Origin of the sequence: uncultured Parvibaculum sp. (assembly GCF_963975745.1) — a bacterium.
Classification (GTDB): Bacteria; Pseudomonadota; Alphaproteobacteria; order Parvibaculales; family Parvibaculaceae; genus Parvibaculum.
Genome location: NZ_CAXBIB010000006.1, coordinates 58,371 through 75,583, shown reverse-complemented (window position 1 = coordinate 75,583; position 17,213 = coordinate 58,371). Strand labels below are relative to the sequence as shown.

16 protein-coding genes and 1 riboswitch are annotated in these 17,213 nt (G+C 63.8%); of the genes, 11 read left to right on the top strand and 5 right to left on the bottom strand.

Going from position 1 to position 17,213, the window contains the following annotated elements:
- The first annotated feature begins 1 nt into the window (after nucleotide 1).
- Together AAC071_RS06595 and AAC071_RS06590 are read left to right on the top strand one after the other, a co-directional pair.
- A complete protein-coding gene (locus AAC071_RS06595) occupies nucleotides 2-1,825 on the top strand; it encodes a potassium/proton antiporter (protein WP_339831087.1) in 1,824 nt (607 codons plus the stop codon).
- Between the two features lie 69 nt (nucleotides 1,826-1,894).
- Nucleotides 1,895-2,665, top strand: coding sequence for an SDR family oxidoreductase (locus AAC071_RS06590; protein WP_339831086.1), 771 nt, complete (start codon nucleotides 1,895-1,897; stop codon nucleotides 2,663-2,665).
- Here the strand turns inward: AAC071_RS06590 and AAC071_RS06585 are convergent.
- Both AAC071_RS06585 and pip read right to left on the bottom strand, forming a co-directional pair.
- Nucleotides 2,662-3,399, bottom strand: coding sequence for a type 1 glutamine amidotransferase (locus AAC071_RS06585; protein WP_339831084.1), 738 nt, complete (start codon nucleotides 3,397-3,399; stop codon nucleotides 2,662-2,664). The genes AAC071_RS06590 and AAC071_RS06585 overlap by 4 nt on opposite strands.
- Before the next feature lie 8 nt (nucleotides 3,400-3,407).
- Nucleotides 3,408-4,367 (bottom strand): prolyl aminopeptidase, encoded by a 960-nt coding sequence (gene pip / locus AAC071_RS06580; protein WP_339831251.1) that lies wholly within the window; start codon nucleotides 4,365-4,367, stop codon nucleotides 3,408-3,410.
- A 351-nt stretch (nucleotides 4,368-4,718) separates the two neighbouring features.
- On the opposite strand from pip, the gene AAC071_RS06575 reads away from it, so the two are divergent.
- The 4 genes from AAC071_RS06575 (at nucleotide 4,719) to AAC071_RS06560 (ending at nucleotide 9,307) form a co-directional block, all read left to right on the top strand.
- A complete protein-coding gene (locus AAC071_RS06575) occupies nucleotides 4,719-6,704 on the top strand; it encodes a ribonucleoside-diphosphate reductase subunit alpha (RefSeq protein WP_339831083.1) in 1,986 nt (661 codons plus the stop codon).
- Between the two features lie 72 nt (nucleotides 6,705-6,776).
- Complete coding sequence (locus AAC071_RS06570) at nucleotides 6,777-7,736, top strand: ribonucleotide-diphosphate reductase subunit beta (protein WP_339831081.1); 960 nt, start codon at nucleotides 6,777-6,779, stop codon at nucleotides 7,734-7,736.
- 143 nt (nucleotides 7,737-7,879) lie between these two features.
- Nucleotides 7,880-8,215 carry an HU family DNA-binding protein gene (locus AAC071_RS06565; protein WP_339831249.1) on the top strand — a complete coding sequence of 112 codons (336 nt, stop codon included), beginning with the start codon at nucleotides 7,880-7,882 and terminating at the stop codon, nucleotides 8,213-8,215.
- A 108-nt stretch (nucleotides 8,216-8,323) separates the two neighbouring features.
- Nucleotides 8,324-9,307 carry a hypothetical protein gene (locus tag AAC071_RS06560; protein WP_339831079.1) on the top strand — a complete coding sequence of 328 codons (984 nt, stop codon included), beginning with the start codon at nucleotides 8,324-8,326 and terminating at the stop codon, nucleotides 9,305-9,307.
- Here AAC071_RS06560 and AAC071_RS06555 read toward each other — a convergent pair.
- Together AAC071_RS06555 and AAC071_RS06550 are read right to left on the bottom strand one after the other, a co-directional pair.
- Complete coding sequence (locus AAC071_RS06555; RefSeq protein WP_339831077.1) at nucleotides 9,279-9,920, bottom strand: glutathione S-transferase family protein; 642 nt, start codon at nucleotides 9,918-9,920, stop codon at nucleotides 9,279-9,281. The genes AAC071_RS06560 and AAC071_RS06555 overlap by 29 nt on opposite strands.
- A 24-nt stretch (nucleotides 9,921-9,944) precedes the next feature.
- On the bottom strand, nucleotides 9,945-11,012 hold the full coding sequence (locus tag AAC071_RS06550; RefSeq protein WP_339831075.1) for a Gfo/Idh/MocA family oxidoreductase: 1,068 nt from the start codon (nucleotides 11,010-11,012) through the stop codon (nucleotides 9,945-9,947).
- A gap of 73 nt (nucleotides 11,013-11,085) precedes the next feature.
- Here AAC071_RS06550 and AAC071_RS06545 point away from each other — a divergent pair, with 73 nt between their 5' ends.
- From AAC071_RS06545 to AAC071_RS06525, 5 genes are all read left to right on the top strand, one after another.
- Nucleotides 11,086-12,033 carry an aldo/keto reductase gene (locus tag AAC071_RS06545; RefSeq protein ID WP_339831073.1) on the top strand — a complete coding sequence of 316 codons (948 nt, stop codon included), beginning with the start codon at nucleotides 11,086-11,088 and terminating at the stop codon, nucleotides 12,031-12,033.
- A complete protein-coding gene (locus AAC071_RS06540; protein ID WP_339831071.1) occupies nucleotides 12,030-13,103 on the top strand; it encodes an LLM class flavin-dependent oxidoreductase in 1,074 nt (357 codons plus the stop codon). Before AAC071_RS06545 ends, AAC071_RS06540 begins: the two co-directional genes overlap by 4 nt.
- 6 nt (nucleotides 13,104-13,109) lie before the next feature.
- Nucleotides 13,110-13,311: riboswitch (cobalamin riboswitch) on the top strand.
- A gap of 73 nt (nucleotides 13,312-13,384) precedes the next feature.
- Nucleotides 13,385-14,251, top strand: a complete 867-nt coding sequence (locus AAC071_RS06535; protein WP_339831069.1) for an ABC transporter substrate-binding protein — start codon at nucleotides 13,385-13,387, stop codon at nucleotides 14,249-14,251.
- Nucleotides 14,248-15,249: an iron ABC transporter permease gene (locus tag AAC071_RS06530; RefSeq protein WP_339831068.1), complete on the top strand. Its 1,002-nt coding sequence runs from the start codon at nucleotides 14,248-14,250 to the stop codon at nucleotides 15,247-15,249. The genes AAC071_RS06535 and AAC071_RS06530 overlap by 4 nt, the downstream gene beginning before the upstream one ends.
- Nucleotides 15,249-16,016: an ABC transporter ATP-binding protein gene (locus AAC071_RS06525; protein ID WP_339831066.1), complete on the top strand. Its 768-nt coding sequence runs from the start codon at nucleotides 15,249-15,251 to the stop codon at nucleotides 16,014-16,016. The genes AAC071_RS06530 and AAC071_RS06525 overlap by 1 nt, the downstream gene beginning before the upstream one ends.
- On the opposite strand, the gene AAC071_RS06520 is transcribed toward AAC071_RS06525, so the two are convergent.
- Complete coding sequence (locus AAC071_RS06520) at nucleotides 16,017-17,141, bottom strand: diiron oxygenase (protein WP_339831065.1); 1,125 nt, start codon at nucleotides 17,139-17,141, stop codon at nucleotides 16,017-16,019.
- Nucleotides 17,142-17,213 lie beyond the last annotated feature (72 nt).

Here is a 17,213-nt window from a genome sequence, read left to right as displayed (position 1 = left end):
GATGGATTTTGCCAACCAGATCATTCTGGTTTCCGCAGCGCTGATCACCTTCTCGATCTTCGCGGGTGTCCTGTCCTCGCGGATTGGGGCCCCCTTGCTGCTGGTCTTTCTGGCCTTTGGCATGCTGGCCGGCGAAGACGGGCCGGGTGGCATCGTTTTTCACGACTTTTCGGTTGCCTATCTGGTCGGTTCCTTTGCGCTGGCCCTGATCCTGTTCGATGGCGGCTTGCGAACGAGCCGGGAGGCTCTGACCCGGGCCTTCGGGCCCGCCGTGCTGCTGGCGACCGTCGGCGTCGTGCTCACCGCGGCAATCACGGGACTTGCGGCGAAGTTCCTGTTCGGGCTCGGCTGGGCCGAGGCGATGTTGCTCGGCGCGATCGTCGGCTCGACCGACGCGGCCGCGGTGTTTTTCCTGCTGCATCTGCGGGGGCTGCGCCTGAAGTCGCGTGTGGCTGCCACGCTTGAGGTCGAGTCGGGCGTCAACGACCCGATGGCAATTTTTCTGACCCTGGCGCTGGTCACGATCATTGTCGACGGTCAGGCCATTGCCAGCTGGGAATCGGCGGTCGACTTCTTCTGGGACTTTCTCTGGCAGATGGTGGGCGGCATCCTTTTCGGCCTTCTCGGCGGCGCTTTCGTGTTGCGCGCGGTCAACCGGCTGGAACTCTCGGCCGGCCTCTATCCGATTCTGGCCGGCGCGCTGGCGCTTCTGGTCTTTGCGTTGACGCAGAGTTTGGGGGCCAGCGGCTTTCTGGCGGTCTATCTGGTCGGCTTCACGCTCGGCAACAATCCGCACCGGGCGACCAGCGAGATCGCGCGCTTCTCCGACGGCATGGCCTGGCTCGCCCAGATCGGCATGTTCCTGATGATGGGTCTGCTGGTCACGCCCTCGGCGCTTCTGCCAGTGCTTCTGCCGGCGCTTGGCGTCGCGCTGGTCCTGATCGTCGTTGCCCGTCCGGTCGCGGTGGTCCTGTGCCTCCTGCCCTATCGCTTCGCGGCGCGCGAGACGGCTTTTGTCTCCTGGGTCGGTCTGCGCGGCGCCGTCCCGATCTTCCTTGGCACCATTCCGATTCTGTCGGGTGTCGAGGGCGCCCACATGATGTTCAGTGTGGTCTATGTGATCGTGCTGGCCTCGCTGATTTTGCAGGGGTGGACCGTGTCCTGGGCCGCGCGTCTGGCCGAGGTCGAGCTGCCGCCGCGCGCAGCACCGCGCCGCCGCGTCGAACTCGACCTGCCGGCCGGCAAGGGCAAGAGCGTCGTTGCCTATACGGTCGATCCGATGAGCATTCTGGCGCTCCGCCAGATGACGCGTCTGCCCCTGCCGGCAGGTACCACCGTCATTTCGGTGATGCGCGACGGCGTGGTCCGCACCGAAGGCCTCAACGAGGGCGTCATGCCCGGCGACATCGTGATGATGCTGACGACGGCCGATGCGGTGGCAACGCTCGATCGCCTGTTTGGTGTCCGCAAATCGCGCGCCAGGGCGAAGGACGCCGGCACGGTCGATTTCGTGCTGGAAGCCGGTGCCGGTGCCGCCTCGATCGCCGACATCTACGGTCTGGCCTTCGAGCCCGAGGAGCGTCCGCTGACGCTCGAAGAATTCATGCGCTCCCGCCTCGGCAAGGACATCAAGGAAGGCGCCCGCACCCGGGTCGGCGGTGTCGAACTGGTCGCCATGCAGGTCAGCGAGGGCGCCGTGCATCAGGTCGGGCTCGATCTCGATCCGCCACCGCGGGAGACCACGCTGACGACATTGCGCGCCAGGTTTGCCGAGACGCTCCGATTTCTGCGCGAACAGTTCATCGCCGATACCGGTCGTTCCTGATCCCCTTGGTTCGCTGCGCGCCGCCCGCTAGAGTGCCGCCAACGAAACAAACGGAATGAGGGGCGCATCATGGATCTCGGTCTGAAAGGCAAGAAGGCCATCGTCACCGGCGGCACGCGCGGCATCGGCCGCGCCATCGCCGAAACGCTGGCGGCCGAAGGTGCCGATGTGGCGATCTGCGCCCGCAATGCCGACCAGGTGAACGAGGCCGTTGCCGCGCTCTCGAAGAAGGGCGTCAAGGCGCTGGGTGGTAAGGCCGACATAGCCGACGGCGAGGGCCTGAAACAGTGGATTGCCGACACGGCGGGGGCGCTGGGCGGCCTCGACATTCTGGTTGCCAATGCCAGCGCACTCCAGAATGGCAATGACGAGAAGTCCTGGCGCGCCTGCTTCGAGATTGACGTACTTGGTGCCGTCAACGCTTTCGAGGCCGCGCTGCCCTTCCTCACCGAAGCGGCAAAGAAGTCGGGCGACGCTTCGGCCACCTTCATTTCCTCGATCTCGGCCGCCGAAAGCGATGGCGCCAATTCCTATGGTGCCTTGAAGGCGGCGCAGATCCATCATGCCAAGGGCCTTGCCCGCCAGCATGCCGGCGCGCATGTGCGCGTCAACACGGTCTCGCCCGGCACAGTCTATTTCAAGGGCGGCGTCTGGGACATGATCGAGCAGCACATGCCCGACACGTTCAGGCAGGCGATGGAGCGCAATCCGACCGGCCGCATGGCGACACCGCAGGACATTGCCAACGCGACCGTATTCCTCGCAAGCCCGGCATCTTCCTTCACCACCGGCACCAATCTCGTGGTCGACGGCGCGATTTCTCGCCGTGTGAATTTCTAGGCGAGCGCCATCCAGCGCCGCATGACGGTTCGCGCAAAGGCTTCCTGCGGCCCGAGATGCGCCGCGATCTGCGGCTCGATGATCGCTTCGATTTCCGCACGGCCCATACTGACGGCGAGGGCCCGCAGGCGCGTCCATTCGTCGAGAATGTCGCGTGTGGTTTCGAGATGGAACTGGAAGCCATAGATGCGCGTACCGATCCGGTAGGCCTGGTTGGGGCAGGCCGCGCGCGTCGCGAGACGCACCGCGCCGTCGGGCAGGTCGAACGTGTCGCCATGCCAATGCATGATGTGAAGCCCCGGCGCCGCGTCGCCGAGCAGCGGGTCTTCCGCCGCCGGTGCTTCCCATGTCTGCGGCAGGAAGCCCCATTCCTCATGCGTATCGAGCTTCTCGCTCATCTTGTAGACGGGCGCACCGAAAGCACTCGCCACGATCTGTGCACCGAGGCAGACGCCCATCACCGGCCTTTCCGCCGCATGAAAGGCGCGCACCAGCCGCCGCGTTTTCTCGATGAAGGGATGACGGTCGTCCTCATAAACGCCCATGACGCCGCCAAGGACCACGAGCCCGTCGAAACCGTCGGCCGCCGCCGGCACGTCGCGGGGCTCGCCGGTCGCAAGGTCGCGCGCTTCCGTCGTATGGATCAGCGTTGCTTCTGCGCCCGCCCGCCCGGCTTCATCGAGCAGCACGCCGGGCCCGGAGTCGAGCGCGTTGACCAGATAGAGAATATGCATGGGCCGCGTCAGCCCCTGGTTGAGGCGAAGCGGTCGCTTGCCCTGACCATCACATCGACAATACCGGGCTCGGTCGCCGTATGCCCGGCATCCGGCACGATGTTGAGCTCGACACCCGGCCAGGCCTTCGACAGTTCCCAGGCCGTGAACATCGGCGTCACCACATCGTAGCGCCCCTGCGCGATGACGCCGGGAATGCCGGCAAGCCGGCCAGCGTCGCGGATCAACTGGTCCTGCGGCTCGAAGAACCCCCGGTTCATGAAGTAGTGGCATTCGATCCGCGCGAAGGCGAGGGCGAAGTGCCCGTCGGCGAAGCGTTTGACGCGTTCGGGGTCGGAATGGAGCGACAGCGTCGTCCCCTCCCATATGCTCCATGCCCGCGCACAGGCAAGCTTCTCGGCCTCATTGTCGCCGGTCAGGCGCCTGTAATAGGCGGCCATCAGGTTGCCGCGCTCGGCTTCCGGGATCGGCGCGACGAAGTCCTCCCAGGCATCGGGAAAGAGCGCGTCGGTCCCCTCCTGATAGAACCACTGGAGCTCGCGCGGCCGCAGCGTGAAAATGCCGCGCAGGATGATCTCGCTGACACGGGCCGGATGCGTCTCGGCATAGGCGAGCGCGAGCGTCGAGCCCCAGGAACCGCCGCAGAGCTGCCAGCGCTCGAGCCCGAGATGTTCGCGCAGCCGCTCCATGTCGGCCACGAGATCCCAGGTCGTGTTCTCGGCAAGCTCGGCATGCGGCGTCGACTTCCCGCAGCCGCGCTGGTCGAACAGGATGATTCGATAGGCGTCCGGATTGTGCGTGCGCCGCATCGTCGGGTTGGTGCCGCCACCAGGCCCGCCATGCACGATGACGACCGGTTTGCCCTTTGGATTGCCGCATTCCTCGAAATAGATGCTGTGCAAATCGGACACTTTCAGCGTGCCGGTCCGATAGGGCTCGATCTCGGGGTAGAGCGTCCGTCGGCTCATCGCTTCGGGCGTCGCGTCGGGCATGGGGTCCTGTCCTCGAAATTGGATCGGCAGAATCAACTCATTGAATATGCAACGGAAATTTCTTCGGCCGCCAGTCCGGCCCGGCACCGTTTACCATTTTTTTGGCGCGTAGTTCATACTACCGATTGACCTCGCGGCACTGCCAGCTACTATATCTGGACGCGCTCTGCTCATTGGGGGTTCGAACCGAGGCGGCGGCGCAATCATGAACCTGTTGAGTTCTGCCCGGTGTACTGGGCAGGGAGACGGCGATGGTTTATCCAGCCGCCGGGGCAGTGACTTTTTGCCTTTTCGGGGGCGGCCGACAAGGCGATACGGGGGACCAGAATGCTGAACGACACGTCGAAAGCGGTGGACATGAGTGAGGTCGAGGCCAGCCTGTCGGCAATCATCACGGGTGAGGGGCGGGTCAGCCGCGTGCGCGCTGGATCGCGCGTCAGGGCCGAACCCGAGATGGTATTCGGTGAGCAATATCAAGCGGTCCAGATGGATGGCCGCCCCCGCGTGAAGGTCGATCACGGGCGCGATGCCCTGCTGACCGAATTCGGCAAGGCGACGCTCCGCGACCGTTATCTGATGCCCGGCGAGTCCTATCAGGACATGTTTGCGCGTGTGGCCTCCTTCTATGCCGACAAGGGCGACGAAGGCCATGCCCAGCGGCTTTACGATTACATTTCGAAACTCTGGTTCATGCCGGCGACGCCGGTCCTGTCCAATGGCGGCACCCAGCGCGGCCTGCCGATTTCCTGCTTCCTCAACGAAGCGAGTGACAGCCTCGACGGCATTGTCGGCCTCTGGAACGAGAATGTCTGGCTCGCGGCCAAGGGCGGCGGCATTGGCTCCTATTGGGGTAATCTGCGCTCCATCGGCGAGACGGTCGGCGGCAACGGCAAGACGAGCGGCATCATCCCCTTCATCCGCGTGATGGATTCGCTGACGCTGGCCATCAGCCAGGGCTCGCTGCGCCGCGGCTCGGCGGCGGTCTATCTGCCGATCGATCACCCCGAGATCGAGGAATTCATGGAAATGCGTCGCCCCACCGGCGGCGACCCCAACCGCAAGGCGCTGAACCTGCATCACGGTGTGCTGGTGTCGGATGCCTTCATGCGTGCCGTCGAGGCCGATACCGAATGGGCGCTCTTGAGCCCCAAGGACAAGACGGTCCAGAAAACCGTCTCGGCCCGCTCGCTCTGGATCCGCCTGCTGACCTCGCGCATCGAAACCGGCGAGCCCTATATCATCTACAAGGACACGGTGAACAACGCGCGTCCCGAGCACCACAAGCTTGCCGGCCTCGAGGTAAAAACCTCCAACCTCTGCGCCGAGATCACGCTGCCCACCGGCATCGACCAGCATGGCGAGCAGCGCACGGCCGTCTGCTGCCTCTCCTCGCTCAATCTCGAAACCTATAACGAGTGGCAGGACCACCCGACCATCATCGAGGACGTGATGCGCTTCCTCGACAATGTGCTGCAGGACTTCATCGACCGCGCGCCCGGCGAAATGGCCCGCGCCAAATACGCCGCCATGCGCGAGCGTTCGGTCGGCCTCGGCGTCATGGGCTTCCACTCGTACCTGCAAGCCAACATGATCCCCTTCGAGGGCGTCATGGCCAAGGTCTGGAACAAGCGCATGTTCACCCGTATCAAGGAAGGCGTCGACGCTGCCTCGAAGAAGCTTGCTGAAGAGCGCGGCGCCTGTCCCGACGCGGCCGAATACGGCTTCAACGAGCGCTTCTCCAACAAGACGGCGATCGCGCCCACCGCTTCGATCTCGATCATCACCGGCGGCACCTCGCCGGGCATCGAACCGATTGCGGCCAACTCCTTCACCCACAAGACGCTGTCGGGCTCCTTCAACGTCCGCAACCGTCATCTGACGAAACTGCTGGAGCAGAAGGGCCGCAACGACGACGAGACATGGTCCTCCATCGTCACCAGCGGCGGCTCGGTGCAGCATCTCGACTTCCTCTCGGACGAGGAGAAGGATGTCTTCAAGACCGCCTTCGAGCTCGACCAGCGCTGGGTCGTCGAGCATGCGGGCGACCGCGCGCCGCTGATCGACCAGGCCCAGTCGGTGAACCTCTTCCTGGCCGCCGACGTCCACAAGCGCGACCTCAACAAGCTCCATATTCTGGCCTGGAAGCAGGGCGTGAAGAGCCTCTACTACTGCCGCTCGCTGTCGATCCAGCGCGCCGAAAGGGCCGAAGTCGTTTCGCTTGTGCCGGCCAGGAAACTCGACGTGCTGACGCTCGACCAAGTCGCCGCCGAAGCGCAAAGCAACGACTACGAGGAATGCCTCGCCTGTCAGTAGCGCGTTAACAGCATGGCCCGGTGTCAAACCGGGCCATTCGTGTCTCTAACTTATTCGGCAATGAGAATCCCCATGTCCCTCCTCGAAGAACGTCACGTCTACAAGCCCTTCCGCTACCCCTGGGCCTATGACGCCTGGCTGACGCAGCAGCGCATCCACTGGCTGCCGGAGGAAGTGCCGCTGGCCGACGACGTGAAGGACTGGGCGAAGAAGCTGACCGAGCCCGAGCGCAACCTGCTGACGCAGATTTTCCGCTTCTTCGTGCAGGCCGACGTCGAAGTGAACAATTGCTACATGAAGCACTATTCGCGCGTCTTCAAGCCGACCGAAGTGCAGATGATGCTGGCGGCCTTCTCCAACATCGAGACGGTTCATATCTCGGCCTACAGCCATCTCCTCGACACGATCGGCATGCCGGAAGCCGAATACGAAGCCTTCCTGAAATACGACCAGATGAAGGCCAAGTTCGACTACATGCAGGAATGGGGCGTCGAGACGAAGGAAGACATTGCCAAGACGCTGGCCGTTTTCGGCGGCTTCACCGAGGGCGTGCAGCTTTTCGCCTCCTTCGCCATCCTGATGAACTTCCCGCGCTTCAACAAGATGAAGGGCATGGGCCAGATCGTGACATGGTCGGCCCGTGACGAGTCGCTTCACACCGTCTCGGCCATGAAGCTCTTCCGCACCTTCATCGACGAAAACCCGGAAATCTGGACCGAGAACCTCCGCAACGACATCTACAAGGCCTGCGAGACCATCATCCATCACGAGGACGCCTTCATCGACCTCGCCTTCGAGATGGGCGGCGTCGAGGGCCTCGAGGCCGCGGAAGTGAAGCAGTATATCCGCTACATCGCCGATCGCCGCCTGGTGCAGCTCAACCTGCAGCCCATCTACCGTACTGAAAGGAACCCGCTGCCCTGGATGGACGAAATGCTGAACGGCATCGAGCACACGAACTTCTTCGAAAACCGCGCCACCGAATATTCCAAGGCATCGACGCGCGGCACATGGGATGAGGCCTTCGAATAAGGGCTTTTTCGCACAAGCGTGCATCCGAGCCCCTGTTATCAACAGTTTTTCGCTCCGATGCCCGTCAAATATGAACTTATTGCTTGGACGAATCGCACGACTCAGTGAATATCGTTCCGAACTTATCCGAGGGAATTCAAATTATGGCCACTAAACCCGCTGCCAAGAAGGCTCCTGCCGCCGCTGCAAAGAAGGCGACTGCGCCGACTGTTCCGATGTCGAAGCTGATCGCCGAACTGGCCGAGAAGCACGACATGTCCAAGAAGGCCGCGACCGAACTGTTCAGCGACTTCGTCGAACTGACGGTCAAGAACCTGAAAAAGGGCAACAAGGTCCGCCTCACGGGCCTCGGCATTCTCCAGGTGCGCAAGCGCGCCGCCCGCATGGGCCGCAACCCGGCCACCGGCGAAGCCATCAAGATCAAGGCCTCCAAGAAGGTCGCCTTCCGCGTCGCGAAGGACCTCAAGGAAGCCATCTGAGGCGTTTCACGCTTTAGTCGAGACGACGAAAAAGCACCCTGCACACGGGATTTTCCCGCGTGTGGGGTGTTTTCGTTTCTGCGCTGCATTACCTTGTGCAGCATGCGCGTGCTGACCAGTCTCATGATGACCGCCGGGCTCGGCCTGGCCGCCTGCCTCCCCGCAGACGCCGCGCCCGTTTGTGCGGTACGTGCTGCGGCCGTGCCGGCGCTCACGCGGTTGCAGGATGCGATGGCCGAAGGCCGCTTTGTCGCCTATCAGCCGACTGAACTGAAGATCTGGGACGGCAATCCGGTGCATGCAACTGAAGTTTCGATCCGCGCCGATCTCAAGGCGCTCCGCCCCTGGTTCGACGGATTGATCACCTATGGCGCGCATAGCGGCGGCGAAAAGGTGCCAGCCGTCGCCGCCGAACTCGGTTTCCGCGCCGTCGTCGTTGGTGTCTGGGACCCGTCCGATGAGGCTGAGATCAGCCGCGCGCTTGAGGCCTGGCGCGCATATCCCGAACTCGTGGTCGGCCTGTCGCTTGGTAATGAAATGGTCTTCGGCCGGCGCGGAACATGGATGGAGCAGGCAGCGGCAATCGGGAAGCTGCGCCGCCAGGCGCCGGGCCTGCCATTGACCGCGACGGAACCCTTTGCCGAGTTTCTGATGCCGGAGGCGCGACCTCTGCTGGCCGAACTCGATTTCCTGGCCGTCAATATTCATCCCGTGTTCGAAGCCTGGTTCGCCGGAGCCCCGCCCTTCAACTGGGCGGATTTCGTGGTCCAGGTCACAGCACGGCTCGCAGACGAAGCCTTTTGCGGTCCCGTCATGGTCAAGGAAACCGGCGTACCGACGGGGCCCGCCGAGGCCGGGTTCAGCGAGACGATGCAGGTGGATTTCTATGCGGAACTGCAGAAGGCGCTGCCGTCCTCGCGCGACCGCGCCTTCGCTTTCTTCTCCGCCTTCGATGCGCCCTGGCGCGTCTACGACTTCAATCCCGTTCCGGGCCACCACCCGGAGGAAGCTCATTGGGGGCTGTTCACCGAGACCCGTATCCCCAAGCGGGTGATGGAAGAACTCACGCCGATTTCGGCGCCTGCTCGTTGAGCGGCACGCTGGCCGCCGCCTTCTTGAAAGCCGGCCGCGCCGAAATCCGGTCGTAATACTTCACGACATTCGGAAACGGATCGAGCGGCACGAAGCCCTTGGCCAGATGCACGCTGTAGCCGACATTGGTGTCGACCGTGCTGAAGCCGCTCTTCAACAGAAAGTCGCGGTCTGCGAGATGCCTGTCGACGACTTCAAGCGCCTTTTCGAGCCGCCGCGACTCGAGCTTCTGCACGACCGGCGAACGATCTTCCTTCGCGATGAATACCTTCTGCTGCACAAGGCTCGCGCCATGCACCGCCATCGTTTCCGCGTAATGGAGCCAGATCAGCCACTCGGTGCGCTCGGGCGTTCCCGGTGCACGATGCAGCTTGCCTTCAGGGTCGTAATGCTCGCCGAGATATTGCGCGATGGCGCCCGACTCGAATACTGAAACGCCGTCATCCACCAGACAGGGCACGCGCCCCAGCGGCGAAATGGAGAGATACTCCGGCGTCCGCAAGCCTTCCATGCTGAAGGGAAGTTCTTTCAGCGTGAATTCGATTCCCATCTCGTAAAGCAGCCAGAGCGAGCGCATCGAGCGCGAGCCGTTGCAGTGATAAAGCGTCAGCATATACGTCCCCGTTTCTTGTCGTTTCTAGAACCCGAACTCGCTCATCGGCACGGGCCGCCCTTCATCGATGGAGCGGTGCGCGGCGAGACCCATCGCCACGGCCCTCAATCCGTCATCTGCGGTCACCCGGGCCGGCCCGCCTTCGCGGATCGCCTGCTGGAAGGCGAGATGCTGATAATAGGAAGCGCCGTGGTGATAGCCTGCCTTCAGCACATCTTCCCGCACAGCCACATGTTCCATATCCACTTTCTTCGGCTGGCGTGTGCCGAAGACGAGATTGCTCTCCGGTATCAGGCATTCGATCTTGCCTGCGTCGCCGACGGCCGACATTTCCTCCTGGTTGCGCGATCCCTCGGCAAACATGCACAGATCGTGCATGGCGCGTACGCCATTGGCAAAATCGACGATCACGAAGGCATTGTCGAGTATGTCGGGCACGGCGCCGTCATAGCGCTCGTCCAGATGATTGACGTCCTGGCCGCCGCTGGCATAGATGCGCACCGGTTCCGACTGCACCACGTGGCGCATCATGTCGAAATAGTGACAGCTCTTCTCGACCAGCGTGCCGCCCGTATTGCGGCTGAAGCGATTCCAGTCGCCGACCTTGCGTAAGAAGGGAAAGCGGTGCTCACGGATGGCGAACATCCGGAGGCGGCCCGCCCGTCCGCCATGCACTTCCTCGACGAAGCGCGTTACGGGCGGCATGTAGCGATATTCCATGCCCACCCAGAAGACGCCCTTGTGCGTTTTTGCGCGTGCAGCGGCCTTCTGGGCATCTTCAAAGGTTGTGCAAAGCGGCTTCTCGCAAAGCACATGCAGCGAGGTTTCGAATATGTCGTCCAGCACCGCCGCATGAGTGTAGTTGGGTGTCGCCACGATCACGGCATCGATCGCGTCTGAAGTCAGCATTTCGCGATAGTCTTGATGGACCGCGATCTCGCCTGCGGCCGTTGCGCGGCCCCAGTCGCGCGAGCCCTGATGCGGATCGGCAATTGCCGTGACGCGGGCGCCGGGGATGATATTGATATTCATGATGTGCTCGATGCCCATCATGCCGGATCCGATGATCCCGTAGCGGATTGTGTCGTTCACATGCCTCTCCCGTATCCCTCGGCCGGGCGAACGTCTAGACTGCCGCTTGTCCGTTCATCACCGGTTCTCGCCCATGTCCGCTCATGCCATGAAGCTGCTGCCCATTTCGCCCGACCCACGCCCCCTCGGCAAGAGTGGCCTGCATGTATATCCGATTGCCTGGGGTATGTGGCGGTTTGCCGGTGCCGACCGGAAAACCGCACGGACGCGCATCGATGCGGCGCTCGAAGCCGGGATCACGCTGTTCGATACGGCCGACATTTATGGTTTCGGCAAGTCCAGCCCCTTCGGCGCTGCCGAGGCCCTGCTGGGCGAGCTGCTGCAGGAAGCGCCGGCGCTGCGCGACCGCTTTGTTCTGGCCACCAAGGGCGGCATCGATCCGGGCGTGCCCTATGATTCGAGCGCGGCCTATCTGCGCGCGGCCTGCGAGGCCTCGCTGACACGCATGAAAGTCGATCATATCGACCTCTACCAGATCCATCGGCCCGATCTCCTGACCCATCCGGCCGCCGTGGCAGAAGCCCTTGCGGCACTGCGCGCCGAGGGCAAGATCGGCCATGTTGGCGTATCGAACTATCTGCCATCGCAGCTTGCTGCCCTTCAGGCACATCTCGATTTCCCGATCGTCACGCAGCAGCCCGAATTTTCGGCCTGGACCACCGCGCCGCTCTTCGATGGCACGCTGGATCAGTGCATGGAGCGCGGCATTGCCGTTCTGGCCTGGTCGCCCCTGGCGGGTGGCCGGCTCGGCCTGGCGCCGGCCGAGGCGGGCACCGCGCCCGACAGTGCGCGTCTCGGCAATCTGATCGCGAAGCTCGATGCGCTGGCGGAACGTGAAGGTGTCTCGCGCGAAGCCGTGGCGCTGGCTTTCGTGCTGGCCCATCCAGCCCGTATCGTCCCGATCATCGGCACGCAGACACCGGCGCGCATCGCCCGCGCAGGCGAGGCGTTGCGAGTGAAACTGTCCCGCGCCGACTGGTACGATATCCTGCAGACCTCCATGGGCGTGCGGTTGCCATGACGCGCCCGGCCGAGATATCCTGGTTCTCCGCGCTCTGCGATGACGACTATGAATTCATGGGCGTATCCGATCCCGCGCTGCAGAGTTCGCTTCCCCATTGCCGCGACATCGTCTTGAAAGCCGAACAGGGTGGTTTCGACAATGTGCTTCTCCCTTCCGGTTATGCGCTGGGCATCGACAGCATTGCCTTTGCCGGCGCGGTCGCGCCGCTGGTGAAGCGCATGCAGCTTCTGGTCGCCGTGCGTTGCGGTGAAATGTGGCCGCCCCAGCTTGCCCGCCAGCTTGCCACGCTTGACGGCATGTTGCAGGGGCGCCTTACCGTCAACATCATTTCCTCCGACCTGCCGGGTGAAGCGCTTGCCAGTGCACCGCGCTATCGACGCACGCTCGAGGTGATGGAAATCCTGCGCACGCTGCTGGCGGGCCGGCCGCTGGTACTTAGAGGTGAATTCTACGATCTCGAACTTGCGCCGCCGCGTGTCGCGCAACCGCACCGTGAACCTCCGCCATTCTATTTCGGCGGTCTGTCGGACGATGCACGCGATGTCGCGGCGCGTGCCGCGGATGTCTTCCTGATGTGGCCGGATCGAATCGGGAATATCCGCGCCGTACTCGACGACATGCGCCGGCGCGCCACCGCCTGTGGCCGGACATTGCGTTTCGGATACCGCGTTCACGTGATCGTCCGGGAGACCGAAGCCGAGGCACGTGCGGCAGCGCGTCGCTTGATGTCGAAGCTCGACGATGTCACCGGTGAGGAGATTCGTCGGAAATCCCTTGATGCATCCTCTTTCGGCGTCCGCCGCCAGGCCGAGATGCGCGACGAGGCCGACGATGAGGGCTTTGTCGAAGACAACCTCTGGACGGGTATCGGCCGTGCACGTTCGGGCTGCGGCGCGGCCATTGTCGGCGATCCCGACCAGGTCCTGAAAAAGATCGGGGCCTATCGTGCCCTCGGTCTCGATGCCTTCATTTTCTCCGGCTATCCCCATGCGAGGGAATGTGACCTCTTCGCGCGCCATGTTCTCCCGCGGATCGATCACGCGCCGCTCTTTTCCCGTGGCGCCTGAGCGTCTACACTCCGCGCCGCCGAAGGTGCCCCGGCCGCAAAACCGGGGTTAAAAGGGAACGTCCGCGCATTCTCGGAATGTCAGGGCGGCTGCCCCCGCAACTGTAGGCGGCGAGCTCTCTTCTCAAGCGCCACTGGATCCGTCCGGGAAGGCAGGGGAGGGCAAGGACCCGCAAGCCAGGAAACCTGCCTCGGCTGTCGTCCGTCTCCGGGCCGGGGTGTGCCGGGAGGGAGCGGGTTTCCGCGCGCGGCGACATCTCTGGGATGTGACGGAGCGCGGTGATGTGGAGAATTCTCGGTCTGACGATGGTGCTGTTCTGCCTCATGGCGGCCGCCATTGCGCGCGCCGGCGAAGGGCTGCCACCCGCACCCCAGCGGATCGTCTCGATCAATCTCTGTTCCGACATTCTGGCCGCCGATCTCGCCGCGCCGGGCACATTGAAATCGGTGTTCCGTCTGGGTCGCGATCCGCATGATTCGGCGGTCGCACATCTTCTGCAGCATGTGCCGCCCAATGACGGCCGCATCGAGGACATTCTGCCCTTCGCGCCCGATCTCGTGCTGGCGCATCGCTATACCTCGCCCTTTACGCTCGACCTGCTGCGCCGCATCGGCGTACCGGTCGTGACGGTGAAGGACGCCCGTACCTTCGCCGACATCCGCGACAACATCGAAACGGTGGCCGCGGCGCTTGGCCGCGAGGCGGAGGGCAGGGCGCTGATTGCTCGCTTCGACGCCGAAATGGCAGCCACGCGCCGCGAGGGTCCGCGCCCTCCCACTGCCATTCTCTATCAGGACCTCGGCGGTGCCGTGACACCTGACAGCATTCTCGGCCGCATTGTCGCGCATACCGGTTTTCGCAATGTGATCGACAATGAAAATCCTTTCGGTCTGGTCTATCCGGGCATCGAGGATGTGATCGCGCTGCGGCCCGAACTTGTCGCCATCGGCATCTACCGTCCCGGTCAGCCTTCGCAGGCAAGCGCGCTGCTGCAGCACCCCGCCCTCCGCCTCTATCGCACGCGCTATGCCCGCGAGGTCGATCTGCCGGCGCGCGACTGGAACTGCAGCACCCGCTACGTCACCGCCATCGCCGCCCGCCTCGCGGCGACATATGACGAGATGCTGGTGCGGAGGGTGACGCAATGACCCGCCCCCTCAATATCTGGACCGTCAACCTCGGCCTTGCCGCGCTGACGCTCGCGCTCCTCGCCGCTTCCGTTTATTTCGGCCGCGGCGGCGAACTGCTGACCGAAAAATTCCGCACCATGTCGCAGATCGATCGCGAGCTTGCCTGGCTGGTGCTGACCGAAGTGCGCCTGCCGCGCGCGCTGCTCGGCCTGCTGGTCGGCGCGACGCTCGGCCTCACCGGCGCCGGGCTGCAGGGCCTGTTGCGCAATCCGCTGGCCGAGCCTGGATTGATCGGTGCATCGAGCGGTGCGGCGCTCGGCGCGGTGCTGGTCTTCTATTTTGGCATGGCTGTTGGATCGGCCATGCTGGTACCGCTCGGTGGCATTGCCGGGGCGCTGGCGGCGCTGGCGACGCTTTACCTGCTGGCCGGACGCAACCCGTCCATCGTCACCATCATCCTTGCCGGCGTCGCGATCTCCGCCTTCTGCGGCGCCTTGACGTCGCTGGCGCTCAACCTGTCGCCAAGCCCCTATGCGGCGCTCGAAATCGTCTTCTGGATGCTGGGGTCGCTCACCGACCGCAGCATGGCGCAGGTCTGGTTTGTGCTGCCCTTCATGTTCGTCGGCTGGCTGCTCGTCCTCTCCACCGCCCGCGCGCTCGACGCGTTGTCGCTGGGCGAAGACACGGCGGCAACGCTCGGCTTCTCGCGCCGCTCGGTCACGCTGCGTGCGATCGCCGGCACCGGGCTTGCCGTCGGCGCCGCCGTTTCCGTCACCGGCGTCATCGGTTTCGTCGGCCTCGTCGTGCCGCATCTGATGCGCTCGCTGGTCGGTCCCCGTCCGGCCGCGCTGCTCGTGCCGAGCGCGCTTGCCGGCGCCGCACTCGTTCTCGCCGCCGATCTGCTGGTGCGTCTGCCGACGGGCGGCCCGGAGCCGAAGCTCGGCGTCGTCACCGCACTCATCGGCGCGCCATTCTTTCTCTGGCTGATCCTGAAGACGCGAAGGGAGCACCCGTGATGCAACTTTCGCTCACTCACGTTCACGCATCCTTGGGCGGCACGCGCGTCATCCGCGACGTTTCGCTGGTGGCGGGCGCCGGCGCTTTCATCGGACTGATCGGCCCCAACGGCGCCGGCAAGACGACGCTGGTGCGCGCCGTCGCGGCGCTGATCCCGCATCAAGGAACGATCGAACTCGATGGTCAGGCGGTTGCCGCGATGGAGCCGCGTGCCCGCGCCCGCGCCATTTCCTATCTGGCGCAAGGAGCGGGCAGTCACTGGCCGCTGGAGGTGTCGCGCCTCGTCGCGCTCGGCCGCCTGCCGCATCTGGCACCTTTCCGCGCGCCGGCGCCTGAAGACGAGGCGGGCATCGCCCGCGCCATGCAACTCGCCGATGTCGGAAATTTCCGTGGCCGCGACGTGCTCACGCTTTCCGGTGGCGAGCGCGCCCGTGTGCTGCTCGCCCGCGCGCTGGCGGTCGAGGCGCCGCTGATGCTGGTCGACGAGCCGGTCGCCTCGCTCGATCCCTATCATCAACTCGGCATAATGGAAGTGCTGCGCGCTTACGCGAGCGAAAACCGCACGGTGATCGCGGTGCTGCACGACCTCTCGCTGGCCGCGCGCTATTGCGACCGGCTGGTGCTGCTCGACAACGGTGTCGTGAAAGCCGACGGGCGCCCGGAGGAAGTCCTGACGCCCGCCAATCTCGAAGAGGTCTACCGCATCCGCGCCGTCATCGGCGGCGAGGGCGAACGCTTCGTGCTGCCGCTCGCCCGTACCGACTGACTACTCTGCTGCGCTCGCCGTGTGTCCGGCGCCGGAAAAATTGATCCGCTTCAGATACTCAATGCCGTCCTCGGCGATCGCGTCGCCCACCATCTCGTCGCCCTCGCGGCGCAACTCGTCCATATCGACATAGGTGGCGTAGAAGGCCTTGGTGCGGTCGGTGATGATGCCGGCTTTCAGCAGCGTCTTGATCAAAACCCGGAAGATATTGGTCTGGTTCGACATCGCCTTGCGCCGCTTGTCATCGGTGCGGCTCTTGACGACCTCATGCAGCACTTCTTCCCAGTCGAGGTCGAACTGCGCGTAGATGACTTTCTTCTGTTCGGGGTTGGCAAGGTTGAACAGCAGCGTCTGAAAACACTCCGCCGCCCAGTCTTCGATCGTGTTGCGCTCGCTCTGGGTCAGGTGCGGCACGGTCCGGTCTGCCCAGATCTTCCCGAACTTGTGGTGGAAGGCTTCGTCGGTCATGACCAGTTGGCAGAGATGCCTGAGCACAGGGTCGTTGGAATAGGAATAGAGCGAGGCGAAGGCGCCCATCGCGAGGCCCTCCACCAGCATCTGCATGCCGACAACCTTCTTGTAGACTTCCGGCGCGTTGACCATCTCGGTAAGCAGGTTGCCGAGCGTTGGTCCGACGGGGAGCGGCTTGCCCCAGCGCGCTTCGATATATTTCGAGAAGCCGGTCACATGGCGCGCCTCTTCGCGCGCCTGATTGGCGGCATATTCCTGTGCGCCCGGGTCCTTCAGGATGTGGCAGAGACTGGCCGACAGCGCCAGCGCACCCGCCTCGCCATGCAGGATCGACGACAGCATCCAGCGTGCGCTTTCGTTCGACAGTGCGATCTTCTGCTCAGTGCTGAGCCGGTCGGCAATCGGCGTCTGCAGCTCGAGCACGAACTCCATCGGCACGACGGTCGTCGTCTTCATGTCGAAGGGCGCCGAGAAATCGATGTATTTCGTGTCGAGCGGATCCCAGAAATGGTCGTGGGTCGCCGAGATGATCTTGTCGAAGGCGGTGGAGCGCTGGCCGTAGCGGTCGACCTCCATCATCGCCGGAAAATCGTCGGGCGCGACGGCGTTGTAGGCGCTGTCCTTGGTGATGTCGGTCGAAATACGGGTCGTCATGCTGCGAGCCTCCTCCTGATGCCGCCAGCCTTCTCCCCAAAAGGCTGACCTGCTATGAACAATACCGTAAAT

Coding starts and splice junctions, on each gene's coding strand:
- AAC071_RS06530 (WP_339831068.1), top strand. CDS start 14,248: ATGACCCGCCCCCTCAATATCTGGACCGTCAACCTCGGCCTTGCCGCG.
- AAC071_RS06575 (WP_339831083.1), top strand. CDS start 4,719: ATGCTGAACGACACGTCGAAAGCGGTGGACATGAGTGAGGTCGAGGCC.
- AAC071_RS06555 (WP_339831077.1), bottom strand. CDS start 9,920: ATGCTGACGCTTTATCACTGCAACGGCTCGCGCTCGATGCGCTCGCTC.
- AAC071_RS06595 (WP_339831087.1), top strand. CDS start 2: ATGGATTTTGCCAACCAGATCATTCTGGTTTCCGCAGCGCTGATCACC.
- AAC071_RS06545 (WP_339831073.1), top strand. CDS start 11,086: ATGTCCGCTCATGCCATGAAGCTGCTGCCCATTTCGCCCGACCCACGC.
- pip (WP_339831251.1), bottom strand. CDS start 4,367: ATGAGCCGACGGACGCTCTACCCCGAGATCGAGCCCTATCGGACCGGC.
- AAC071_RS06525 (WP_339831066.1), top strand. CDS start 15,249: ATGCAACTTTCGCTCACTCACGTTCACGCATCCTTGGGCGGCACGCGC.
- AAC071_RS06570 (WP_339831081.1), top strand. CDS start 6,777: ATGTCCCTCCTCGAAGAACGTCACGTCTACAAGCCCTTCCGCTACCCC.
- AAC071_RS06585 (WP_339831084.1), bottom strand. CDS start 3,399: ATGCATATTCTCTATCTGGTCAACGCGCTCGACTCCGGGCCCGGCGTG.
- AAC071_RS06520 (WP_339831065.1), bottom strand. CDS start 17,141: ATGACGACCCGTATTTCGACCGACATCACCAAGGACAGCGCCTACAAC.
- AAC071_RS06565 (WP_339831249.1), top strand. CDS start 7,880: ATGGCCACTAAACCCGCTGCCAAGAAGGCTCCTGCCGCCGCTGCAAAG.
- AAC071_RS06590 (WP_339831086.1), top strand. CDS start 1,895: ATGGATCTCGGTCTGAAAGGCAAGAAGGCCATCGTCACCGGCGGCACG.
- AAC071_RS06535 (WP_339831069.1), top strand. CDS start 13,385: ATGTGGAGAATTCTCGGTCTGACGATGGTGCTGTTCTGCCTCATGGCG.
- AAC071_RS06540 (WP_339831071.1), top strand. CDS start 12,030: ATGACGCGCCCGGCCGAGATATCCTGGTTCTCCGCGCTCTGCGATGAC.